Here is a 17,473-nt window from a genome sequence, read left to right on the forward strand (position 1 = left end):
AATGTATCCCCGCCGTCAAGCTTTCGTCATGCCGCTGTCTAATCTTGCCCACCGTTTCCGCCTGGCGCCGCTGGCTGCCGGGCTCGTCCTGCTTGCCGGCTGCGCCAGCGGCGGCGGCAGTCGCGCCTCCGCCGACGTCAACGCGCTGTATGCGCAGCTCGACCAGGCCAGCAAGGGCTATGAGACTGCGCTGCAGCAGGCGCGCGAGGGCGATGACCAGGCCTCCGAGCAGAGCCTCAAGGACTCGCTGGACAGCCTCAAGCAGGCCGCGGCGCGCTGTGGCGCGACGCCCGGTTGCGACTCGCAGCGCTTCTACTCGGTGTTCGACCGGCTGCTGCGCCTGAAGGACGGCAGCTTTTTCGCCGGTGACGACCTGGAAACCGTCGGCGAGGAGGCACCCGAAGAGGCGGTCGCCGGCAATCCGGGCGGCGCGGCCGCATTGCCGCAGGCGCAACGTGCGGTAACGCTGCTGCGCGGGCACAAACTCTCCGAACTGATCGCCATGAACGGCCCGGTCAAGGCCGCGCTGGAAATGTGGCTGACCCAGTGGCGCTCGAACCTGGTCGACACCTGGATCAACTACCAGTACATGCGCTACCAGATGTGGCCGCAGTACGACAAGGCCGACCTGCCCGAGGCATTGCTGTTCGGCATCATGGCCAAGGAGTCCCACGGCAAGGTGCACGCGGTGTCCCGCTCGGGCGCTGCCGGGCCGCTGCAGTTCATGTACGCGACCGGCCTGCGTTTCGGCCTGAACAGCCAGAGCGGCTTCGACACCCGCTTCGACCCGTCCGAGTCCGCGCGAGCGAACGCCGCGTACATGGACGAACAGCTGAAGGTGTTCAACAACAACCTGGAGCTCTCGCTGGCCGCGTACAACGGCGGCGAGGGGCGGATGCGCCGGATGGTCGGCGGCAACACCGACGTGAGCTTCTACGACCCGTCGATCTACAACCAGCTTTCGCAGGAAACCCGCGAGTACGTGCCGGCGGTACTGGCCGCGGCGTGGCTTTTCCTGCACCCGGACAGCTACAACCTGGACTTCCCGAAGATCGACGGTGCGCCGGGTCGCATCACGCTCAAGCGGCCGGCGTCGCTGTCCGAGCTGACCATCTGCATGGGCTCGGCACAGGGCATGAACGATGGTTGGTTCCGCACGCTGCGCAACCTCAATCCGCGACTGAACCCGCAGGAAGAGCAGCCCGTCGGCAGCCAGCTGCAGGTGCCCAGGGAGCTGGAGTCGGTCTACGCCTCGCGCTGCGTCGACGGGCCGTGGCCGATCCTGGCCAGCGACCTGCACTCCGCGGTGGTACCGGAAGTGGTCAAACCGGCGCCGACACGCACGGTGCGCCCGCACTCGCGTTACATCGTGCGCCGCGGCGACACATTGCTGGGCATCGTGCACAAGCTGGGCTGCTCGGACGTGCGAGAGCTGTCGGATCTCAACGACCTCAAGCATCACCGCATCCGTGCGGGCCAGGTGTTGCGGCTGCCGTCCTGCCGTCGCTGAACCGCTTCTCGCAGGAGCCCACTTGTGCGCGATGCGCTCAAGCGCGGGCCATCAAGAGCATCGCCCACAAGTGGGCTCCTACGAAGTGCCGGCTCAGGCCGCAGCGCTGGGCTGCATCCAGCTCTCCGCCACGTCCTCGCGTTCGCGGGCGCCACTGCCGTGCAACTCCTTCAGCTCGCGCACCACGCGAAGCAATTGCCGGTGGCGCGAGCGCACGAACGCGTGGGGCGAATCCTTGGTCTCGTGGTAGGCCACCGCCAGCCACAGCGCCATGCCGCGCAGCGCGACCTCGGGGTTGTCCGAACAAGCCCGGGCAAAGCCGGTGGCGGTACCGCGGCCCCAGGGCAGGTAGCGGTCCTGAGGCGGGGTGCCGTAGAGATGCGGGAACTCGCTGCGTGCCGCCTGGCCGATCTCGCGCAGGGTGAGCAGGCTCAGCCTCGCGCGGGCCGAGGCCGGCAATGCGTCCAGGATCTTGCCGATGCGGCGGAACTGCCGTTCCAGCTGCTGGCCGCGCACGAAGGCGATGAGCGGGACGATCGATCGCATGGGTTCTCCCCGGGAGCCGTTTGACGGCGGGAGCATAGCCAAGCGCAGTGGCGGGGGACGCCTAAAACGTCACAGAATGACGTTCTGCGTCAGCCCTTCGGCAACGGCCGGCGGCCTAGCCGCTGGCCCAGCTTGACCGTCTGCTGGGGCTGGAGCGCGTCGAGCTCGATCATCCCGGGCGGCAGCAGCAGGATCACCGTCGAGCCCATGTTGAAGCGCGCCATCTCGCCGAACCGGGCCAGCGTGATGCCCTGGCCGGCGAACGATTTGCGGCGGATGTCCGAGGCATAGGGCGGGATCACCAGGCCGTCCCAGACGGTGGCCACGGACGACACCAGCACGGCGCCGACCATCACCGCCACGAACGGGCCGTTGGGGCTGTCGAAATGGCAGACCAGCCGCTCGTTGCGCGCGAACAGCCGCGGGATCGCCTCCACCGCGAACGGAGCCACGCTGAAGATGCGGCCGGGAACGTGCACGGTTTCCCGCAACGTACCGCCCAGCGGCATGTGCACGCGGTGGTAGTCGCGCGGGGACAGGTAGATCGTGACGAAGTCGCCGTTGCGGTAGGGCGCGGCCGCGGCTTCGTCGCCGAGCAGTTCGGCCGCGGTGTAGTCCTGCCCCTTGGCCTGGAAGATCCGCCCGTCGACGATGCGCCCGGCCTGGCTGATGCGGCCGTCCGCCGGCGAGATCAGGGCGGTCGGATCGCCGTCCTCGTGTCGCGCGTTGGGCTTCAGCTTGCGGGTGAAGAACGCATTGAAATGCTGGTAGGCGAACGGGTCCGGCTGCGCCGCCTCGGCCATGTCGACCTTGTAGCGGTGCACGATCTGGCCGATCAGGAAGTTCTTCCATGGCCGCCAGGTCCAGCGCGTGGCCCAGTAGACCACCCGGGACAGGGCGCGATGGGGGAGGAGGTACTGGACGAGGACGGCGAAAGTCATCCGGCCAGTATAAGCGCCAAGCCGGTCGCCCTGAGCGCGGGGCTGAGGGATAATCGCCGATCCTCCAAGCCGCGCCCGCCAGGAAAGGCCCGTGACCGCCGAACTGTCCAGCATCATCGACTTCATCCGCTACGGCGCCAGCCGCTTCTCCGCCGCCGGGCTGACCTTCGGGCACAGCCACGACAACCCGATCGACGAGGCGACTCACCTGGTGCTGGCCAGCCTGCACCTGCCGCCGGACATCCCGCCGGCCTATGGCGCCGGCAAACTCACCGCCGAGGAGCGCAAGCGCGTGCTGGAGCTGATCGAGCGGCGCGTCACCGAGCGGCTGCCGGTGGCCTACCTGGTCGGCGAGACCTGGTTCGCCGGGCTCAAGTTCAAGAGCGACCGCCGCGCGCTGGTCCCGCGCTCGCCCATCGCCGAGCTGATCGAGTCGGGCTTCGCCCCGTGGCTGGACGGCCGCCACGTCGAGCGTGCGCTGGACCTGTGCACGGGCTCGGGCTGCATCGGCATCGCCATGGCCGAGTACAACCCCGACTGGCAGGTCGACATCGTCGACGTCAGCGACGAGGCGCTCTCGCTGGCGCGCGAGAACATCGCGTTCCAGCACGTCGAAGGGCGCGTGGAAGCGGTCAAGTCCGACCTGTTCGATGGCGTGAAAGGCCGTCGTTACGACCTGATCGTCTCGAACCCTCCCTACGTGACCGAGGACGAGTACGCGGCGCTGCCCGGCGAGTACAGCCACGAGCCCAAGCTGGGCCTGACCTCGGGCGAGGATGGCCTGGACATCTGCCTGCGCATCCTGGACCAGGCAGCCGACCACCTGAGTGACGACGGCCTGCTGATCGTCGAGGTGGGCGAGAGCGAGCACGCGCTGGCGGCGCTGCTGCCCGAAGTACCCTTCGTCTGGATCGAGTTCAAGGTCGGACCCATGGGTGTGTTCGCGCTCGAGCGCCGCGACCTGGTCGAGCACGCCGCGACGATCCGCGCCGCGGCCGATGCGCGCCGCTGAGCCATCGCAGGAGGTGGCCACATGGAACTGAGCACCGACCGCCTGCGGCTCGATCGCCTGCATCCGGACGATGCCGAAGCCCTGTACGCCTGCCGGGCCGATCCCGCGGTGGCGCGCTTCCAGGGCTGGCGGCCGACGAGCGTCGCGGAGGCGCGGGCCTTCATCGACACGCAGGCCGAGCCGGCGCCGGGCCTCTGGTTCCAGCGCGCCATCCGCCTGCGTGATGGCCACGCGCTGATCGGCGACCTGGGCGTGTGCCTGCCTGCCACGCCGGGCGACTCGGTGGAATTCGGCATCAGCCTGGCATCCACACAGCAGGGTCGGGGCTATGCGCGCGAGGTGCTGAGGGCCCTTTTTCACCAGGGCTTCGACGTACTGGGCTGGCGTCGCATCCACGCCTCGGTCGATCCCCGCAACGCCGCCTGCATGGCCCTCTTGCAGGCGCTGGGCATGCGTCAGGAAGCGCATTTCCGCGAAAGCCTGTGGTTGCATGGCGAGTGGGTGGACGACGTGGTGTTCGCCATGCTCTCCCGCGAGTGGCAGTCGGCCAAGCCCCTGTAGGAGCGCACTTGTGCGCGACCGCGAGCTTCGCCAACACCGCAAGATCCGGCATGGCGGTCGCGCACGGGTGCGCTCCCACAGGGAGGTCGGGCGAGCGGCTATGCTTCGGTTTCCTCGTAGCGGGCGCGCGGCATGTCCAGCAATTCCTTCGGCAAGCTCTTCACCGTCACCACCTTCGGCGAAAGCCACGGGCCGGCGATCGGCTGCGTCATCGACGGCTGCCCGCCGGGACTGGCGATCGCGCCGGAGGACTTTCGCCACGACCTCGAGCGTCGCGCCACCGGCCGCAGCCGGCATACCTCGCAACGCCACGAGGCGGACGAGGTGGAGATCCTCTCGGGCGTCTACGAAGGTCGCACCACCGGCACCCCGATCGCGCTGCTGATCCGCAACACCGACCAGCGCAGCAAGGACTACGGCGACATCGCGCAGACCTTCCGCCCTGGCCACGCCGACTACACCTACTGGCAGAAGTACGGCATCCGCGACCCGCGCGGTGGTGGTCGAGCCTCGGCGCGCGAGACCACCATGCGCGTGGCCGCCGCGGTGATCGCCAGGAAATGGCTGGCCGAGCGGTATGGCGTACGCGTGCGCGGTCACCTGGCCCAACTGGGCGATGTTCTGCCGCGGGAATTCGACTGGGATGCGGTGGAGGCCAACCCGTTCTTCTGGCCGGATGCGGCGCAGGTGCCGGAACTGGAGAAGGCCATGGACACGCTGCGCAAGTCCGGCGACTCGGTCGGGGCGCGCGTCAACGCCGTGGCCGAGGGCGTGCCGCCGGGCTGGGGTGAGCCGGTCTACGGCAAGCTGGACGGTGACCTGGCGGCCGCCATGATGTCGATCAACGCGGTCAAGGGCGTGGAGATCGGCGCGGGCTTCGCGGCGGTTTCCCAGCGCGGCACGCGGCACCGCGATGAAATGGGTCTGGACGGCTTTGCGTCCAACAACGCCGGTGGCATCCTTGGCGGCATCAGTACCGGCCAGCCGGTGACGGTCTCGGTGGCGTTCAAGCCCACCTCCAGCATCCTGGTGCCGGGCCAGAGCCTGAACCTTGCCGGCGAGCCGGTACAGGTGGTTACCAAGGGGCGGCACGACCCCTGCGTGGGCATCCGCGCCACGCCCATCGTCGAAGCCATGCTGGCGCTGGTGCTGATGGACCATGCACTGCGCCATCGCGCCCAGTGCGGCGACGTGGGCCCGGTCGGCCCGCGCATCGCCTGAGCATTCGCCTGTGGAACTCGCATGACCGCCAAACCGCGGGTGTGGATCTCGCGTCCCACCTTTCCCGACATCGTCGCCCGGCTGGAACCTTACTTCGAGGTGGTGGCGGAGGCGGAGGAAACCGTCTTCGCCCCGGCCGAGCTGGCTTCCCGGCTGGCCTCGCTCGACGCGGCCATCGTGGGGTTGAACCAGCGCATCGGGCCGGCGGAAGTGGCGAACGCACCGCGCCTGCGCATCGTCGCCAACCTCGCCGTGGGTTACGACAACCTGGACATCCCGGCGCTTACCGCCGCCGGCATCGCAGCCTCCAATACGCCGGACGTGCTCAGCGAAAGCGTGGCCGATTACACCTGGGCACTGATGCTGGGCGCAGCGCGGCACATGGGCGCCGCCGAGCGCTGGCTGCGGGCAGGGCACTGGCGCGCCAACGGGTTCAGGGACTGGCTGGGGCTGGACATCCGGGGCCGTACGCTGGGCATCCTGGGCCTCGGCCGCATAGGGCAGGCGATCGCGCAGCGCGCCGCGGGTTTCGGGATGCAGGTCATCTATCACAACCGCTCGAGGCAGCCGGCCGCCATCGAGGCCGCGTGCGCCGCGCGTCACGTCGACAAGCCCACGCTGCTGGCCGATTCGGACTTCCTGATACTGGCGGTGCCGTTGACCGCCGCGAGCCGTCATGCGATCGGTGCGGTCGAACTGGCTGCGATGAAACCCTCCGCCGTACTGGTCAACATCGCCCGCGGCGGGATTGTCGATGACGCGGCACTGGCTGCCGCCCTGGCCGACGGACGCCTGGGTGCCGCCGCGCTGGACGTGTTCGAAGGGGAGCCTGCCGTCCATCCGGCGCTGCTCGCGCTCGACAACGTCATCCTCAGTCCGCACATTGCCAGCGCCACCTGGGACACTCGCCGCGCGATGACCGCGCTGGCGGTCGACAACGTGCTCGCCGTGTTCGGGCATGGCCCGCATGCCGGGCATCCACCCTCTCTCGTCAACCCCGGCGTACTGGCCGCGCGGCCGGCACCCTGATCACCCTCACACAGGCAGCAAGACATCCCATGAGCAAGAAGAGCAGCTACAAGGTGGCCATGGTTGGCGCCACCGGCGCGGTCGGCGAGACCCTGCTGGCGATCCTGGCCGAGCGCGATTTCCCCGTCGGCGAGCTGGTGCCGCTGGCCAGCGAGCGTTCGGCCGGCGAGAAGATCTCCTTCGGCGGCAGGCAGGTCACGGTCCGGAACCTGGCCGACTACGACTTCGAAGGTGTGGACATCGCGTTTTTCTCCGCCGGCGGTTCGGTCAGCCGCGTGCATGCCCCGCGCGCGGCGGCGGCCGGCGCGGTGGTGATCGACAACACTTCCGAGTTCCGCTACCAGGAGGACATCCCGCTGGTGGTCGCCGAGGTAAACCCGCACGCCATTGCCGACTACACCACCCGCGGCATCATCGCCAACCCCAATTGCTCGACCATGCAGATGCTGGTGGCGCTGGCCCCGATCCATCGGGCGGTGGGCATCGAGCGCATCAACGTGGCGACCTACCAGTCGGTTTCGGGTGCCGGGCGCAGCGGAATGGAGGAGCTCGGCCGCGAGACGGCGGCCCTTCTGAGTTTCCAGGATGTGGAACCGGGCAAGAAATTCCCCAAGCAGATCGCTTTCAATGTGATCCCGCACATCGACGAGTTCCAGCCCAACGGCTACACCAAAGAAGAAATGAAGATGGTGTGGGAGACGCGCAAGATCCTGGAGGACGACTCCATCGCGGTGAACCCCACCGCCGTACGGGTGCCGGTGTTCTACGGTCACGCCGAGGCGGTGCACGTGGAAACCCGCGACAAGATCGGCGCCGATGAGGCCCGGGCGCTGCTGGAGCAGGCCGAGGGTGTGGTGGTGATGGACGAACGCAAGCCGGGCGGCTATCCGACTCCGGTAGGCGATGCGGCCGGCAAGGATCCGGTGTTCGTGGGCCGCATCCGCGAGGACATCTCGCACGAGCGCGGCCTGGACCTGTGGATCGTGGCCGACAACATCCGCAAGGGCGCCGCGCTCAATGCGGTACAGATCGCCGAGCGGCTGATCGAGGACTATCTCTGATGCGAAAAACCTGGCTCCTGCTGCCGTTGCTGACCCTCGCCACGCTGCCCGCTCTGGCCGATGGCGGACCGGAACAGGCCGCGGTGGCGGGACGGCGGGTGCCCGCCAAGGCGCAGTTGCAGCAGCAGTTGCGTGCACGCGGCGCGGAGGTGGCGCAGTTGCAGCGCCAGCTCACCGAGCAGGAGTCGCACAGCCGCCAGGCCAATGACCGCCTGGAGGAGCAGGACCGGGAAATCGCCCGGCTGCGGCTGCAGCTGGAGGCCATGGGCGGCCCCCGGCAGGGGGGCAATGCAGGTCGCTGACCGGTTGCCGGAACGAGAACACGCCGCAGCAATATGCGCTAAGCGGTCGCCGCAGCTATTGTTGATTGGCCTGCATATAACTAAAGTGACGCGCGTTCCGTGTCGCCGCAGCCCGCGGCGATGGCATGAAGCGTCTCGGGCGTTTGGGGGAATCGAAGCGATGAATCGTTCGTTGAAACTGTCGATGCTGCTGGCGTTGGCGCTGGGTAGCACCCAGGCGGCGGCACTTGAGCTGGGCCAGATCCAGGTCAAGTCGGCCCTCGGCCAGCCGCTGCTTGCGGAGATTCCGCTGACGCCGGACAGCCCGGCCGAACTGCGCAACCTCACCGCGCGCCTGGCCTCGTCGGAGGATTTCGCCCGCGCCGGCCTTGCCGGCAGCCGGCCTGACCTGCCGCTGCAGTTCAGCATCGTGGATGTCGGCGGCCACAAGGTGATCCGTATCACCAGTGCGGTCGCGGTCAACGATCCCTACCTCGATCTACTGGTGGAAGTGGACAATGCGTCGGGTCGCAGCCTGCGCGAGTTCCCGGTCCTGCTCGATCCGCCTGGCACCGCGCCGATGGCGCCCGGCGTGCATGCGCCCCGCAGCAATGCTCCCCGAACCACCTCGCGCCAGGCCAACACCGGTTCCACCGCCGCCCAGCCGGGTGCCGCTCGCGTGGCGGCCGGCGGACAGTTCCAGGTCGAGCGCGGCCAGACGCTGTCGGGCATAGCCCGCCAGGTCGCGCCGGCCGGCGTCGACGCCAGCCAGATGATGCTTGCGCTCAAGCAGGCCAATCCGGATGCGTTCTACCAGGACAACATCAACGCGCTGAAGAGCGGGTCGGTGCTGCGTGTTCCCACCAGCCAGGAGGCGCAAGCCATGAACGTGGCGGCCGCTCTGGCGGAGGTCCGTCGCCAGAATGGCGACTGGCGCGCCCAGGCGACCGGCTCGACCACGACCGTGGCCGATGCGGCTACGCGCACGGAAGCTTCCGGCGCGCCCGCCGGCAGCTCGGCCGATCGACTGGCGCTGGTGCCGGCGAGGGAAAGCGGCAAGGGGACTGGCGCCCAGGGTGGCAGGGGCGACGCGGCCCTGCGCCAGGATCTGATGCGCACCCAGGAAACCCTGACCACCCTGCAGCAGCAGAGCTCGGAACTCAAGTCGCGCCTGAAGGATCTGCAGGACATCAACGACAAGAACACCCGCCTGCTCGCGCTCAAGGACAACGAGATCGCCGAGCTGCAGCAGAAGCTGGCCGAGGCCCGCAAGAAGGCAGGGCTGCCGGCTGTCGCCGAACAACCCGCCGCTGCGCCGGCTGCCGAGCCCGCCACCCAACCCGCCACTGCCGCCACGGCGGGCATTGCGTCGGCCGGCCCCTCTGGCGCAGCGAGTGCCGCGTCGGCCAGCCCCGCCGGCGCAGGTTCCGTCGCCGCGACCGCTCCGGTGCCGTCCGCGCGCAGCGTGGCAGCAACGCCGGCCACCAAGCCGCTGACCAAGCCGGCCAGCAAGCCGGTCAAGCCGGTGGCCGGCAAGCCGGCCGCGCCGGCGACCGAGGAACCCTGGTTCATGCAGCCGTGGGCCTGGGCGGCGGCCGGCGGTGCCGCCCTGCTGCTGATCCTGCTTGCCCTGCTGGGTCGTCGCCGCAAACCGGCCACTCCCCGCACCGTGCCGACGGCGCCGTCGCTGGCAGACCGTTTTGGCGCGGTAACCGATTCGTCCGCGCCGGCCAGCGCGGATCCGGACCAGGACGAGCTGCTCGATCAGCTCGCCGAGCACCCGGACGACATCGGCCTGCACCTGGAACTGGTGAGCCTGTACTACTCCCGTCGGGACGTGGAGCATTTCGAGGCCGCAGCCGAGGCGATGCACGCCCACATTGTCGATCCGCAACAGGACGAGTGGCTTGACGTGGTCGCCATGGGCGAGGACCTGGTGCCGGGCCACCCGCTGTTTGCCGGCCAGGGTGCACAGGACGCGTTCGACTCGCGCGAGGACGAGCGTCAGCATGCCGTCGAGGCAATGGAGCCGTTCGACCTTGACAGCTACGCCGAGGAAGCCGACGTTGACGATGGCCATGGTGACTCGACCCCGGCAGATCGGCCGAAGGTCAGCGAGTACCACTTCGACTTCGACCTCACCCCGCCGCGGCAGGCTTCGGCAGAGCATCCCGCGACCGGCAGTCACGATGCCGAAGAGGAAGAGGATCTTACGGTCATGCGCAACGTCGAACCGGCAGCCACTGAAGACGAGGCGCCTTCGACCTGGAATTTCGAGGAGCCGGTGAACGACACCACGGCGACTGCAGCCGCGGCCGCTGCCGCCGAGCCGCATGAAATGGGCCAGTTCAGCGACGATCCGATCGACACCAAGCTGGACCTCGCACGCGCCTACATGGACATGGGCGATGCCGATGGCGCCCGCGCCATGCTCGAGGAAGTGATGAACGAGGGCACCCAGATGCAGAAGGATTCCGCGCAGCGCCTGCTCGATTCGATGTCCTGACGCTTCTTCCATCGCTTGTACGAAGGGCCGGCGATGCCGGCCCTTCGCGTGTCCGGACCGCCCCGGCCGGACTCCGGTCAGGGCCCTCCGAGCGCGATCGGGTTGCGGTGGGCTGAAGCCCACCCTACGCTTCCCGGCTGTTCCGCAGGACATCACGCATGCGTATCGCCCTTGGCGTCGAATACGACGGCACCGATTTTCTCGGCTGGCAGCGACTGGCGCATGGCCCCACCGTGCAGGGCGCGCTCGAGCAGGCGCTCACGCGGGTGGCCGCGCAGCCGGTTGCGGTGACCTGCGCCGGGCGTACCGACGCCGGCGTGCACGGGCGTTGCCAGGTGGTGCATTTCGATACCGAGGTCGAGCGCGACATGCGCGGCTGGGTGCTGGGGGCGTGTTCCAACCTGCCCACCAGCGTGGCGGTGTTGTGGGCGCAACCGGTGCCCGGGGCCTTCCACGCCCGCTTTTCTGCGCGCAGCCGGCGCTACCGCTACACCATCCTCAACCGCCCGGTGCGCGCCGCGCTGGACGCCCGCTACGTCACCTGGGAGCGGCTGCCGCTGGACGCCCCGGCGATGCACGAAGCCGGGCAGGCGCTGCTGGGCGAACACGACTTCTCGGCGTTCCGCGCCGTGTCCTGCCAGGCCGCGCACGCGCGGCGCTGCGTGCTGGGCCTGGAGGTGCGGCGCGAGGGCGAACAGGTGATCGTCCAGATCGAGGCCAACGCGTTTCTGCACCACATGGTGCGCAACATCGTCGGCTCGTTGCTGATGGTGGGGCGAGGGCGGCAGCCGGCCGCGTGGCCGGCGGAACTGCTGGCCGGACGCGATCGCGACGTGGCAGGGCCGACTGCGCCTGCCACGGGACTCACTTTCCTCGGCCCGCGCTACGAGGCGCACTGGGGCCTGCCGGCAGAGGTGAGCGCATGATCCGCATCAAATGCTGCGGCATGACCCGGGTCGAGGACGCCGTGCTGGCGGCCGAGCTGGGCGCCGATGCGCTCGGGCTCATCTTCACCGCGCGCAGCCGCAGGCGCGTGGACATCGGCCAGGCTCGTGCGATCGTCCGCGCGTTGCCGCCGATGGTTACCAGCGTGGCGTTGTTCATGGACCAGGATGCGGCCTTCGTGGACGAAGTGATCGCCGCGGTGCAGCCGGCGCTGCTGCAGTTTCACGGCGTCGAGCGCGACGACTGGTGTGCGCAGTTCGGCCGGCCCTACCTGAAGGCCATCGCGATGGGCGAGGGCGGCGACGCGCTGCCGCGCCTGCGGGCGTACCCGGGTGCCGCGGGGCTGGTGCTGGACGGGCACGGCCTGGGCGAGGCAGGCGGCAGCGGCAAGGCGTTCGACTGGTCGCTGATGCCGCGCGACCTGCGGCAGCCCTTGATCCTTGCCGGTGGCTTGCACCCCGGGAACGTCGCCGAGGCCATCCGCGTCGCGCGACCGTGGGGCGTGGATGTGTCCAGCGGCATCGAATCGGCACCCGGCATCAAGGACCCGGCACGGCTGGCCGCCTTCATTGGGGCGGCACGCGCCGCGGACGCGAATCGCCGGGACGTCTGATTTCCGCCGGAGGCACGGGTCATTGGCGCGCGCACGGTTGCTCGCGCAGGATTTCTGTCGGCGTGGGGCGGCCTCTCTCAGTGTTCGGCCAGTTCGTCGCGCGCCCACGCGGCCAACGCGTCCAGGCGGGCATCGCCGGTGTGCGTGGTCGCAAGGATCCAGCGGCCGCCCGTCTCGCGAAAACCCCACGGCGCCAGCAACCGGCCGCTCGCCAGGTCGTCGGCTACCAGTGGCTGCGGCGCGATCGCCACGCCCAGTCCGGCGGCGGCGGCTTCCAGCAGGAAATAGAGATGGGGCAATGCCTGGGTCTGCTGCATGGATTCGGGCGCCAGCCCCATCGCGCGTGCCCAGTCCGGCCACGCCTGCGGGCGCGAGGCGGTGTACAGCAGAGGTTCCTCGCTCAAGGCGGAGGCGGGCAGGGTGCGCAGGCGCTCGACGTCCGGATGGCGCGGGCTGAGCACGGGACCGATGCGTTCGGGCGCCAGGTCGTACACCCGCCACGACGCGGGCCAGGGTGGCGCTTCCAGCAGCAGGGCGACGTCCACGCTGGCGAGGGACGAGGGTTCCTCCTGCGCGGCCAGGTGCAATGTCAGCGCCGGCAGTTCGTGCCGCAGGCGCTCCAGTCGCGGGATCACCCAACGTGCCAGCACGCTGCCCGAGCAGCCCAGCACCAGGGGCGAGCCCGCCTGCTCGCGCCGAAGCCGCGCCCAACTCTCGCGCAGCTGCCCGAATGCGGCCTGACAGCTTTCCTGCAGGGTCCGTCCGGCGGCGGTGACCTGAATGCCCCGGCCCTGGCGGGCGAACAGCGGCTGGCCCAGCGCTTCTTCCAGCGAACGTATCTGCCGGCTCACCGCACCATGGGTGACATGCAATTCCTGCGCTGCCTGGCTCATGCTGCCCAGCCGCGCGGTCGCCTCGAAGGCGCGCAAGGCATGCAGCGAGGGCAGGTCACGTTCGGACATGATGTGAGTTTAGCTCACATGACGCTACGAATTTTTCGCTTTTTCGCAAGACCGGGCGGCACTAAGGTGTGAGTCTTCTGCGAAGACCTGCCACCTGCCCCGATCGGAGTTTCCCATGCCCGCTACCCAGGATTTCCACCGCTGGCCGGACGAGCACGGCCGTTTTGGCGCCTATGGCGGCAGCTATGTCGCCGAGACGCTGATGGCGCCGCTGGCCGAGCTGACCGAGGCCTACCAGCGCCTGCGCCAGGATCCCGCGTTCCTGGCCGAACTGGACCGCGATCTCAAGCACTACGTCGGCCGACCCAGCCCGATCTACCACGCCGAACGGCTCTCGCGGCATGTCGGCGGCGCACGGATCCTGCTCAAGCGCGAGGATCTCAACCACACCGGCGCGCACAAGATCAACAACACCATCGGCCAGGCGCTGGTCGCGCGGCGCATGGGCAAGCAGCGCGTGATCGCCGAGACGGGCGCCGGCCAGCACGGCGTGGCCAGCGCCACGGTGGCCGCGCGCTTCGGCATGCAGTGCGTGGTCTACATGGGCGCGGTGGACATCGAACGACAGAAGATCAATGTCTATCGCATGAAGCTGCTGGGCGCGGAGGTGGTGCCGGTGACTTCCGGCTCCAAGACGCTCAAGGACGCCCTCAACGAGGCCATGCGCGACTGGGTCACTAACGTCGCCGACACCTTCTACATCATCGGCACGGTGGCCGGCCCGCATCCGTATCCGCAGATGGTGCGCGACTTCAACGCGATCGTCGGCCGGGAGGCACGCGGGCAGATGCTCGAGGACTACGGCAGGTTGCCCGACGCGATCACCGCGTGCGTCGGGGGCGGCTCGAACGCGATCGGCCTGTTCCACGCCTTCCTCAACGACGCGGACGTGCGCATCGTCGGCGCCGAGGCGGCGGGCGAGGGCATCGCCACCGGCCGCCATGCCGCGTCGCTGGCGGCGGGGCGCCCGGGCGTGCTGCACGGCAATCGCACCTATGTGCTTTGCGACGACGACGGCCAGATCACCGAGACGCATTCGGTCTCGGCCGGCCTGGACTATCCGGGCGTCGGTCCGGAGCACGCCTTCCTGAAGGACGCGGGCCGGGCCGAGTACGTCGGCGTGACCGATGACGAAGCGCTGCAGGCGTTCCACCTGCTCGCGCGCACCGAAGGCATCCTCGCCGCGCTCGAATCGAGCCATGCCGTGGCGCAGGCGATGAAGCTTGCGCGCGAATACCCGAAAGATGCGCTGGTGCTGTGCAACCTGTCCGGCCGCGGCGACAAGGACGTGCACACCATCGCCGCGCGCGAAGGAGTGCAGGTATGAGCCGCATCGACCGTCGCTTCGCCGCACTGAAAGCCGCTGGACGCACCGGACTGATCCCATTCGTCACCGCCGGCGATCCTTCGCCCGACCATGCCGTTGCCCTGATGCATGCGCTGGTCGCCTCCGGCGCCGACCTGATCGAACTCGGCGTGCCGTTCTCCGATCCGATGGCGGACGGCCCGGTCATCCAGCACGCCAGCGAACGCGCCATCGCCCGGGGCGTGGGGCTGGGCGACGTGCTGCGCTGGGTCGGCGAGTTCCGCCGGCGTGACGTGGACACCCCGGTGGTGTTGATGGGCTATCTCAATCCGATCGAGATGCACGGCTACGCGCGCTTCGCGCAGGAGGCGGTGGCGGCGGGCGTCGACGGCGTGCTGCTGGTGGACTGCCCGCTGGAGGAATCCGCCGTGCTCGAGCCGCTGCGTGCCGCAGGCCTGCAGCAGATCCTGCTCGCCGCGCCCACGACCGCACCTGCGCGTATGGTGCGGCTGTGCGAGGCAGCCCGGGGCTTCCTGTATTATGTGTCGTTCGCCGGCATCACCGGCGCGGCACGGCTGAGCACGGCGGACATCGCCGCGCGGGTGGCCGCGGTACGCGCCGGGGCGAAGGCGCCGGTGGCAGTCGGCTTCGGCGTGCGCGATGCGGCAAGCGCGAAAGCGATCGCCGGATTCGCCGACGCGGTGGTCATCGGCAGCGCGCTGGTCGAGCGGCTGGCCGGCGCCACGGAAGCGGACGACATCGCGACGCGGGCAGGCGAGTTTCTCAAACCGATCCGCGCGGCCCTGGATACGCCGTGGCCGGCGCCTTCTCCCTCCGGGTAGGGCGGGGCGGGAGGCCGGGGCTCGCGAGGATGTACAGATGGCGCCGCCGCAAGCGGCGCGCAGTTCCAACGAGGTCTCCATGAACTGGCTCCAGAAAATCATGACTCCGCGTGCGCGCACGCACAGCGCTCCGGCCAACAAGGGCAAGGTTCCCGAGGGTGTATGGGACAAGTGCGGCGGCTGTGGCACTGTGCTCTACCGGCCGGAGCTGGAGCGCAACCTGATGGTCTGCCCCAAGTGCGGTCATCACCACCCGATCGGCGCGCGCGAGCGGCTGCTCGCGCTGTTGGACGAGGGCTCGACGACGGAGCTGTGGGCCAGCCTGGAGCCGACCGATCCGCTCAAGTTCCGCGACTCCAAGAAGTATCGCGACCGCATCGTGGCCTCGCAGAAATCCACCGGCGAGAAGGACGCTCTGCTGACCATGAGCGGCCGGCTCAAGGGTCGCCCGCTGGTCGCCGCCGCGTTCGAGTTCTCCTACATGGGTGGCTCGATGGGCTCGGTGGTGGGCGAGAAGTTCACCCGCGCGGCCGAGCGCGCCCTGGCCGAGCGCAGTGCGCTGGTCTGCTTCTCGGCGACCGGCGGCGCGCGCATGCAGGAGGCGCTGTTCTCGCTGATGCAGATGGCCAAGACGTCCGCCGCGCTGGCGCGCATGCGCGATGCCGGCGTGCCGTACATCAGCGTGATGACCAACCCGACGACCGGTGGCGTTTCGGCCAGCCTGGCGATGCTCGGCGACATCAACATCGGCGAGCCGAAGGCCTTGATCGGCTTCGCCGGTCCGCGCGTGATCGAGCAGACGGTGCGCGAGACGTTGCCGGAAGGTTTCCAGCGCTCGGAGTTCCTGCTCGAACACGGCGCGATCGACCTCATCGTCGACCGCCGCGAGATGCGCGACAAGCTGGCCGAGTTGTTCGGCCTGTTGATGAAGGCGCCTCGCGCGGCCTGACCGGCACCGGGGACGCAACGATGCCGCCGCAAGGCGGCATCGTCGTTTGTGCGAAGCGGGTTTTCCACAACCGGTGTGGATGCGGCCCGGAAAACCCTGTGGACAAGCCGCAGGGGTGGCTTTGCGATCAGTGACTTGGCACGCGCTGGTCATTCTTTACGCAGTGCCGACATCGCCTTCGCGGGTTGTCCACAACGGTTGTGGAGCCGGCTGGGGTAAGCCTGTGGATAGGTGGCCTATCTGCTTGATGGACAAGCACGGCACGACACGGTGCGCAGGAAATGACCAGGGCATGCATGACGCGGACGCATGGCGACGGCATACTGGTCAGCCACGATCGAGGAGACCCCCCTCATGAAACGGATGCTGCTCGCCGCCGCGCTCGCCATTGCCAGCGCCGCCTGCTTCGCACGGACGCCCGCGCTCCCGACCACCAAGGCACCGGCCAGCGCCGAGGCCTACATCATCTCGCCCGCGGATGGCGCCACCGTCGGGCGCGAGGTCACGGTGCGCTTCGGCCTCAAGGGCATGGGCGTGGCGCCGGCGGGTGTAGCCAAGGAACACACCGGCCACCACCATCTGCTGGTCGACGTCACGGACCTGCCGCCTGCCGGCCAGCCGATTCCCAACGACGAGCACCACATGCACTTCGGCGGTGGCCAGACCCAGACCACCCTCAAGCTCACTCCCGGCACGCACACGCTGCAGCTGGAGCTGGGCGATGCCAACCATGTGCCGTTCGATCCGCCGGTAGTGTCCAAAAGGATTACCATCCACGTGAAGTGAGCGCACCCGCAGGAGGTGTCGCATGAAGCTGCTGCCGTTCGTGGCTGTCCTGGGCCTGGCGATGCCGGTCTCCGCGGCGGCCAACGTCGCCATCGATGTGCAGCAAGCCGCCGGCTCGGGGGAGGCCGTCCAGGCGCCACCGGCCGGGGCCGGTGCGCACCACCCGCTGTTCATCGTCAAATACGTGCTGCGGCGTGCTCCATCGGAGACGCCTTCCATCGTCATGGACGATGCCGGCCCGCAGATCGTGCCGCCGGGCAAGGACTTTCCTGCCGCCACGCTCGGGGGCGTGGCGCACGATCCCAACACGATCGTCTGCCACGGCTGGGGTTGCCAGCACAAGCCGTAACGGTCCTTCGCTCGCCGCCACAGCCGAAGCGCGGCAATCGGCTAAAATGCTGC

At 69.1% G+C, this 17,473-nt stretch carries 18 protein-coding genes; 15 read left to right on the forward strand and 3 right to left on the reverse strand.

Annotation, left to right across the window (positions count from 1 at the left end):
* Positions 1-28: 28 nt before the first annotated feature.
* Positions 29-1,510 (forward strand): transglycosylase SLT domain-containing protein, encoded by a 1,482-nt coding sequence (locus LQ771_RS05245; protein WP_231351314.1) that lies wholly within the window; start codon positions 29-31, stop codon positions 1,508-1,510.
* A gap of 93 nt (positions 1,511-1,603) precedes the next feature.
* On the opposite strand, the gene LQ771_RS05250 is transcribed toward LQ771_RS05245, so the two are convergent.
* On the reverse strand, positions 1,604-2,056 hold the full coding sequence (locus tag LQ771_RS05250; protein WP_231351315.1) for a hypothetical protein: 453 nt from the start codon (positions 2,054-2,056) through the stop codon (positions 1,604-1,606).
* An 89-nt stretch (positions 2,057-2,145) separates the two neighbouring features.
* Positions 2,146-2,997: an archaetidylserine decarboxylase gene (gene asd / locus LQ771_RS05255; RefSeq protein WP_231351316.1), complete on the reverse strand. Its 852-nt coding sequence runs from the start codon at positions 2,995-2,997 to the stop codon at positions 2,146-2,148.
* 91 nt (positions 2,998-3,088) lie between these two features.
* On the opposite strand from asd, the gene prmB reads away from it, so the two are divergent.
* From prmB to LQ771_RS05300, 9 genes are all read left to right on the forward strand, one after another.
* Entirely contained in the window at positions 3,089-4,009 is a 921-nt protein-coding gene (gene prmB, locus LQ771_RS05260; protein WP_231351317.1) for a 50S ribosomal protein L3 N(5)-glutamine methyltransferase, read from the forward strand.
* Between the two features lie 21 nt (positions 4,010-4,030).
* Positions 4,031-4,570 (forward strand): GNAT family N-acetyltransferase, encoded by a 540-nt coding sequence (locus tag LQ771_RS05265; protein WP_231351318.1) that lies wholly within the window; start codon positions 4,031-4,033, stop codon positions 4,568-4,570.
* A gap of 132 nt (positions 4,571-4,702) precedes the next feature.
* Positions 4,703-5,791 carry a chorismate synthase gene (gene aroC / locus LQ771_RS05270; protein ID WP_231351319.1) on the forward strand — a complete coding sequence of 363 codons (1,089 nt, stop codon included), beginning with the start codon at positions 4,703-4,705 and terminating at the stop codon, positions 5,789-5,791.
* A 21-nt stretch (positions 5,792-5,812) separates the two neighbouring features.
* Positions 5,813-6,820, forward strand: coding sequence for a 2-hydroxyacid dehydrogenase (locus LQ771_RS05275; RefSeq protein WP_231351320.1), 1,008 nt, complete (start codon positions 5,813-5,815; stop codon positions 6,818-6,820).
* 29 nt (positions 6,821-6,849) lie between these two features.
* Entirely contained in the window at positions 6,850-7,881 is a 1,032-nt protein-coding gene (locus LQ771_RS05280) for an aspartate-semialdehyde dehydrogenase (RefSeq protein ID WP_231351321.1), read from the forward strand.
* Positions 7,881-8,183 (forward strand): hypothetical protein, encoded by a 303-nt coding sequence (locus tag LQ771_RS05285; RefSeq protein WP_231351322.1) that lies wholly within the window; start codon positions 7,881-7,883, stop codon positions 8,181-8,183. Before LQ771_RS05280 ends, LQ771_RS05285 begins: the two co-directional genes overlap by 1 nt.
* A 160-nt stretch (positions 8,184-8,343) precedes the next feature.
* Positions 8,344-10,668 (forward strand): motility hub landmark protein FimV, encoded by a 2,325-nt coding sequence (locus LQ771_RS05290; protein WP_231351323.1) that lies wholly within the window; start codon positions 8,344-8,346, stop codon positions 10,666-10,668.
* Between the two features lie 158 nt (positions 10,669-10,826).
* Positions 10,827-11,594 (forward strand): tRNA pseudouridine(38-40) synthase TruA, encoded by a 768-nt coding sequence (gene truA / locus LQ771_RS05295; protein ID WP_231351324.1) that lies wholly within the window; start codon positions 10,827-10,829, stop codon positions 11,592-11,594.
* Positions 11,591-12,226: a phosphoribosylanthranilate isomerase gene (locus tag LQ771_RS05300; RefSeq protein ID WP_231351325.1), complete on the forward strand. Its 636-nt coding sequence runs from the start codon at positions 11,591-11,593 to the stop codon at positions 12,224-12,226. The genes truA and LQ771_RS05300 overlap by 4 nt, the downstream gene beginning before the upstream one ends.
* A 77-nt stretch (positions 12,227-12,303) precedes the next feature.
* Here the strand turns inward: LQ771_RS05300 and LQ771_RS05305 are convergent, their stop codons facing one another.
* Positions 12,304-13,188: a LysR family transcriptional regulator gene (locus tag LQ771_RS05305; protein WP_231351326.1), complete on the reverse strand. Its 885-nt coding sequence runs from the start codon at positions 13,186-13,188 to the stop codon at positions 12,304-12,306.
* A 115-nt stretch (positions 13,189-13,303) separates the two neighbouring features.
* On the opposite strand from LQ771_RS05305, the gene trpB reads away from it, so the two are divergent.
* The 5 genes from trpB (at position 13,304) to LQ771_RS05330 (ending at position 17,420) form a co-directional block, all read left to right on the forward strand.
* Positions 13,304-14,515 carry a tryptophan synthase subunit beta gene (gene trpB, locus LQ771_RS05310; protein ID WP_231351327.1) on the forward strand — a complete coding sequence of 404 codons (1,212 nt, stop codon included), beginning with the start codon at positions 13,304-13,306 and terminating at the stop codon, positions 14,513-14,515.
* Positions 14,512-15,336: a tryptophan synthase subunit alpha gene (gene trpA, locus LQ771_RS05315; RefSeq protein ID WP_231351328.1), complete on the forward strand. Its 825-nt coding sequence runs from the start codon at positions 14,512-14,514 to the stop codon at positions 15,334-15,336. Before trpB ends, trpA begins: the two co-directional genes overlap by 4 nt.
* 79 nt (positions 15,337-15,415) lie before the next feature.
* Entirely contained in the window at positions 15,416-16,285 is an 870-nt protein-coding gene (accD, locus tag LQ771_RS05320) for an acetyl-CoA carboxylase, carboxyltransferase subunit beta (protein WP_231351329.1), read from the forward strand.
* Between the two features lie 354 nt (positions 16,286-16,639).
* Positions 16,640-17,071: a DUF4399 domain-containing protein gene (locus LQ771_RS05325; RefSeq protein ID WP_231351330.1), complete on the forward strand. Its 432-nt coding sequence runs from the start codon at positions 16,640-16,642 to the stop codon at positions 17,069-17,071.
* 22 nt (positions 17,072-17,093) lie between these two features.
* A complete protein-coding gene (locus LQ771_RS05330; RefSeq protein WP_231351331.1) occupies positions 17,094-17,420 on the forward strand; it encodes a hypothetical protein in 327 nt (108 codons plus the stop codon).
* Positions 17,421-17,473 lie beyond the last annotated feature (53 nt).

The sequence above is a fragment of the Frateuria soli genome (assembly GCF_021117385.1).
GTDB classification, from domain to species: domain Bacteria; phylum Pseudomonadota; class Gammaproteobacteria; order Xanthomonadales; family Rhodanobacteraceae; genus Frateuria_A; species Frateuria_A soli.